We start from the raw sequence: 5,538 nt of genomic DNA, 5'->3' as shown, positions 1-5,538 counted from the left end.
GCCAAAGGCCCACCCCGTGAGGGGTGGGCCTTTGGTGAATGGTTGTCCGGCGGCGACCTACTCTCCCACCCCGTCTCCAGGGCAGTACCATCGGCGCTGAGAGGCTTAGCTTCCGGGTTCGGAATGGGACCGGGCGTTTCCCTCTCGCTATGACCGCCGTAACTCTATGGAGATGTTCGGGTCCCCCGGTTACGTGGGGGTGTGCCCGTATCTCGGGAACCGCACAGTGGACGCGTAGCAAAAAGTTTGTGTGTTATCAAGTTGTCGGCTTATTAGTACCGGTCAGCTTCAGCAGTCGTTAGTCCTGCCTTACACATCCGGCCTATCTACCCAGTGGTCTAGCTGGGAGCCTCTCCCCCTTGCGGGGATGGAAACCTCATCTTGAAGCAGGCTTCCCGCTTAGATGCTTTCAGCGGTTATCCCTTCCGAACGTAGCTAACCAGCCGTGCTCCTGGCGGAACAACTGGCACACCAGAGGTTCGTCCGTCCCGGTCCTCTCGTACTAGGGACAGCCCTTCTCAAGTTTCCTGCGCGCGCAGCGGATAGGGACCGAACTGTCTCACGACGTTCTAAACCCAGCTCGCGTACCGCTTTAATGGGCGAACAGCCCAACCCTTGGGACCTACTCCAGCCCCAGGATGCGACGAGCCGACATCGAGGTGCCAAACCATGCCGTCGATATGGACTCTTGGGCAAGATCAGCCTGTTATCCCCGGGGTACCTTTTATCCGTTGAGCGACGGCGCTTCCACAAGCCACCGCCGGATCACTAGTTCCGACTTTCGTCCCTGCTCGACCTGTCAGTCTCACAGTCAAGCTCCCTTGTGCACTTGCACTCGACACCTGATTGCCAACCAGGCTGAGGGAACCTTTGAGCGCCTCCGTTACATTTTAGGAGGCAACCGCCCCAGTTAAACTACCCACCAGGCACTGTCCCTGATCCGGATTACGGACCGAGGTTAGATATCCAGAGCGACCAGAGTGGTATTTCAACGTTGACTCCACACACACTGGCGTGCATGCTTCACAGTCTCCCACCTATCCTACACAAGCCGCACCGAACACCAATACCAAGCTATAGTAAAGGTCCCGGGGTCTTTCCGTCCTGCTGCGCGTAACGAGCATCTTTACTCGTAGTGCAATTTCGCCGAGTTCGCGGTTGAGACAGCGGAGAAGTCGTTACGCCATTCGTGCAGGTCGGAACTTACCCGACAAGGAATTTCGCTACCTTAGGATGGTTATAGTTACCACCGCCGTTTACTGGGGCTTAAATTCTGAGCTTCGCCCGAAGGCTGACCCGTCCTCTTAACCTTCCAGCACCGGGCAGGCGTCAGTCCGTATACATCGTCTTGCGACTTCGCACGGACCTGTGTTTTTAGTAAACAGTCGCTTCTCCCTGGTCTCTGCGGCCGTCAACGCTCGGGAAGCAAGTTCCGTCACGCATCGGGCCCCCCTTCTCCCGAAGTTACGGGGGCATTTTGCCGAGTTCCTTAACCACGATTCTCTCGATCGCCTTAGTATTCTCTACCTGACCACCTGAGTCGGTTTAGGGTACGGGCGGCTAGAACCTCGCGCCGAGGCTTTTCTTGGCAGCATAGGATCACCCAATTCGCGCATACGCGCTATCTATCAGTTCTCAGGCTATGTGAACAGCGGATTTGCCTACTGTTCGCCCTACAACCTTGGACACGGTCAACCATCGCCGTGCTGGGCTACCTTCCTGCGTCACCCCTGTTAATACGCTTACCTAGTACCGGTTCGGGTCGCGCGCCGCTCCCGCGATGTCTCCCGAAGGAGACGGTGCGGGTTAAGGGCGCTTAGCATCACCGGGTTCGGTATGGGCGGTTCTTCGCCGGTAGGAGAATATCAACTCCTTGTCCATCGACTACGCCTGTCGGCCTCGCCTTAGGTCCCGACTTACCCAGGGCGGATTAGCCTGGCCCTGGAACCCTTGGTCATTCGGCGGACGGGTTTCTCACCCGTCTTTCGCTACTCATGCCTGCATTCTCACTCGTGTAGGCTCCACCGCTGGGTTACCCCGCGACTTCACTGCCCACACGACGCTCCCCTACCCATCCACACGCCTGGACCACGAAGGCCTAGCGTTTGTGTGAATGCCACAGCTTCGGCGGTGTACTTGAGCCCCGCTACATTGTCGGCGCGGAATCACTTGACCAGTGAGCTATTACGCACTCTTTCAAGGGTGGCTGCTTCTAAGCCAACCTCCTGGTTGTCTGTGCAACTCCACATCCTTTCCCACTTAGCACACGCTTAGGGGCCTTAGCTGGTGGTCTGGGCTGTTTCCCTCTCGACTACGGAGCTTATCCCCCGCAGTCTCACTCCCGCGCTCTCACTTACCGGCATTCGGAGTTTGGCTGACGTCAGTAACCTTGTAGGGCCCATCGGCCATCCAGTAGCTCTACCTCCGGCAAGAAACACGCGAGGCTGCACCTAAATGCATTTCGGGGAGAACCAGCTATCACGAAGTTTGATTGGCCTTTCACCCCTAACCACAGGTCATCCCCCAGGTTTTCAACCCTGGTGGGTTCGGTCCTCCACGTAGTCTTACCCACGCTTCAACCTGCCCATGGCTAGATCACTTCGCTTCGGGTCTAGACCCAGCGACTCATTCGCCCTATTCAGACTCGCTTTCGCTACGGCTTCCCCACACGGGTTAACCTTGCCACTGAGCACTAACTCGCAGGCTCATTCTTCAAAAGGCACGCTGTCACCCCTGCTAGGGAGGCTCCAACGGATTGTAGGCACACGGTTTCAGGTACTATTTCACTCCCCTCCCGGGGTACTTTTCACCTTTCCCTCACGGTACTGGTCCGCTATCGGTCACTAGGTAGTATTTAGGCTTAGCAAGTGGTCTTGCCGGATTCACACGGGATTTCTCGGGCCCCGTGCTACTTGGGATCCCCTTCGGGAGGCCACGTCATTTCGTCTACGGGGGTCGCACCCTCTGTGCCGGGCCTTTCAATGCCCTTCGACTATAACGCGACTTTCTGACTCCCTGACCGGGTACCAGCCCGGTCTGAAAGGTCCCACAACCCCGCCCATGCAACGCCTGGTAGCTATCACACATGAACGGTTTGGCCTGTTCCGCTTTCGCTCGCCACTACTCACGGAATATCTCTTCCTGTCGGTACTGAGATGTTTCACTTCCCGACGTTCCCTCCACACACCCTATATATTCAGGTGCGGGTCACTGGACATGACTCCAGCGGGGTTTCCCCATTCGGAGATCCTCGGATCACGGTTCGTTTGCCAACTCCCCGAGGCTTATCGCAGGCTACAACGTCCTTCATCGGCTCCTAGTGCCAAGGCATCCACCCTGTGCCCTTAAAAACTTGACAACAAAAAATTGCAGAGAACAAAGATAAATCTTTGATCTTACAAAGATGCTCGCGTCCACTGTGCAGTTCTCAAGCTACGGACGATCCCACCCGCTCCCACGGCCTACCAACACAACCGGTTGGCGGTTCACCCAGGAGACGCGATGGCCCGTTCAGAGCGACCCCACCCATGCGGGCGGTTCCCTCAGGACCCAACAGTGTGCTTGGCGAACCCCTCCCCCGTACCCGTGATGTTCCACCACCCACCCGAAGGCAGACAGGTACTGACACGAACCGTCTTGGACGAGCTCTTCGTTAATGTTCCACCCTTGAGCAACCATCCACCCACGCGTTCGGCGAGTGCCATGGCCTCTGCACGACCACCCCGAAGGGCCGGCCGTGAGTGATGCTCCTTAGAAAGGAGGTGATCCAGCCGCACCTTCCGGTACGGCTACCTTGTTACGACTTAGTCCCAATCGCCAGTCCCACCTTCGACAGCTCCCTCCACAAGGGTTGGGCCACCGGCTTCGGGTGTTACCGACTTTCGTGACTTGACGGGCGGTGTGTACAAGGCCCGGGAACGTATTCACCGCAGCGTTGCTGATCTGCGATTACTAGCGACTCCGACTTCATGGGGTCGAGTTGCAGACCCCAATCCGAACTGAGACCGGCTTTTTGGGATTCGCTCCACCTCGCGGTATCGCAGCCCTTTGTACCGGCCATTGTAGCATGCGTGAAGCCCAAGACATAAGGGGCATGATGATTTGACGTCATCCCCACCTTCCTCCGAGTTGACCCCGGCAGTCTCTTATGAGTCCCCACCATGACGTGCTGGCAACATAAGACGAGGGTTGCGCTCGTTGCGGGACTTAACCCAACATCTCACGACACGAGCTGACGACAACCATGCACCACCTGTACACCGACCTTGCGGGGCAACCATCTCTGGAAGTTTCCGGTGTATGTCAAGCCTTGGTAAGGTTCTTCGCGTTGCATCGAATTAATCCGCATGCTCCGCCGCTTGTGCGGGCCCCCGTCAATTCCTTTGAGTTTTAGCCTTGCGGCCGTACTCCCCAGGCGGGGCACTTAATGCGTTTGCTGCGGCACGGAACTCGTGGAATGAGCCCCACACCTAGTGCCCAACGTTTACGGCATGGACTACCAGGGTATCTAATCCTGTTCGCTCCCCATGCTTTCGCTCCTCAGCGTCAGTTGCGGCCCAGTGACCTGCCTTCGCCATCGGTGTTCCTCCTGATATCTGCGCATTCCACCGCTACACCAGGAATTCCAGTCACCCCTACCGCACTCTAGTCTGCCCGTACCCGATGCAAGCTCAAGGTTGAGCCTTGAGTTTTCACACCAGACGCGACAAACCGCCTACGAGCTCTTTACGCCCAATAATTCCGGACAACGCTTGCGCCCTACGTATTACCGCGGCTGCTGGCACGTAGTTAGCCGGCGCTTCTTCTGCAGGTACCGTCACTTGCGCTTCTTCCCTGCTGAAAGAGGTTTACAACCCGAAGGCCTTCATCCCTCACGCGGCGTCGCTGCATCAGGCTTTCGCCCATTGTGCAATATTCCCCACTGCTGCCTCCCGTAGGAGTCTGGGCCGTGTCTCAGTCCCAGTGTGGCCGGTCGCCCTCTCAGGCCGGCTACCCGTCGTCGCCTTGGTAGGCCATTACCCCACCAACAAGCTGATAGGCCGCGAGTCCATCCCAGACCGATAAATCTTTCCAGACACTCCCCATGCAGGGGCATCTCATATCCAGTATTAGACCTCGTTTCCAAGGCTTATCCCGGAGTCTGGGGCAGGTTACTCACGTGTTACTCACCCGTTCGCCACTGATCCGCCCAGCAAGCTGGGCATCACCGTTCGACTTGCATGTGTTAAGCACGCCGCCAGCGTTCGTCCTGAGCCAGGATCAAACTCTCCGTAAATGTCTGCTATCAACCCCGAAGGATTAACAACCATACGAAGCGGACCCGAAGGTCCATAATCATGGCTACAAACCGAAAACATGACGTTTTCAATTCATACCAAATAAGTAGTCTCGACACGAACACACAACAACCACCAAACGATGGCCACCACGCGCCCATGACGGACAATTGGCATTAACTATCAAGCACACTGTTGAGTTCTCAAGCAACCGACACGCACCGAATCCAACCCGTTCCCAGGCCTTCACTCGGGGCAACTT

The 5,538-nt window shown here is 56.9% G+C and carries 3 rRNA genes; all 3 read right to left on the bottom strand.

What is annotated here, in order from left to right:
• Positions 1 to 44: 44 nt before the first annotated feature.
• The 3 genes from rrf to NHG27_RS18780 all read right to left on the bottom strand — a co-directional run bounded on the left by rrf (position 45) and on the right by NHG27_RS18780 (position 5,275).
• Positions 45 to 161, bottom strand: a 5S ribosomal RNA gene (gene rrf / locus NHG27_RS18790).
• 91 nt (positions 162 to 252) lie between these two features.
• Positions 253 to 3,358: ribosomal RNA gene (locus NHG27_RS18785) — 23S ribosomal RNA — on the bottom strand.
• 396 nt (positions 3,359 to 3,754) lie between these two features.
• Positions 3,755 to 5,275: ribosomal RNA gene (locus NHG27_RS18780) — 16S ribosomal RNA — on the bottom strand.
• Together the 16S, 23S and 5S rRNA genes form the textbook arrangement of a ribosomal RNA operon.
• Between the last annotated feature and the right edge of the window lie 263 nt (positions 5,276 to 5,538).

This window comes from Oerskovia sp. 140933 (assembly GCF_059651515.1).
The sequence above is the reverse complement of the archived record's forward strand: the minus strand, read 5'-3'. Positions and strand labels throughout refer to the sequence as shown.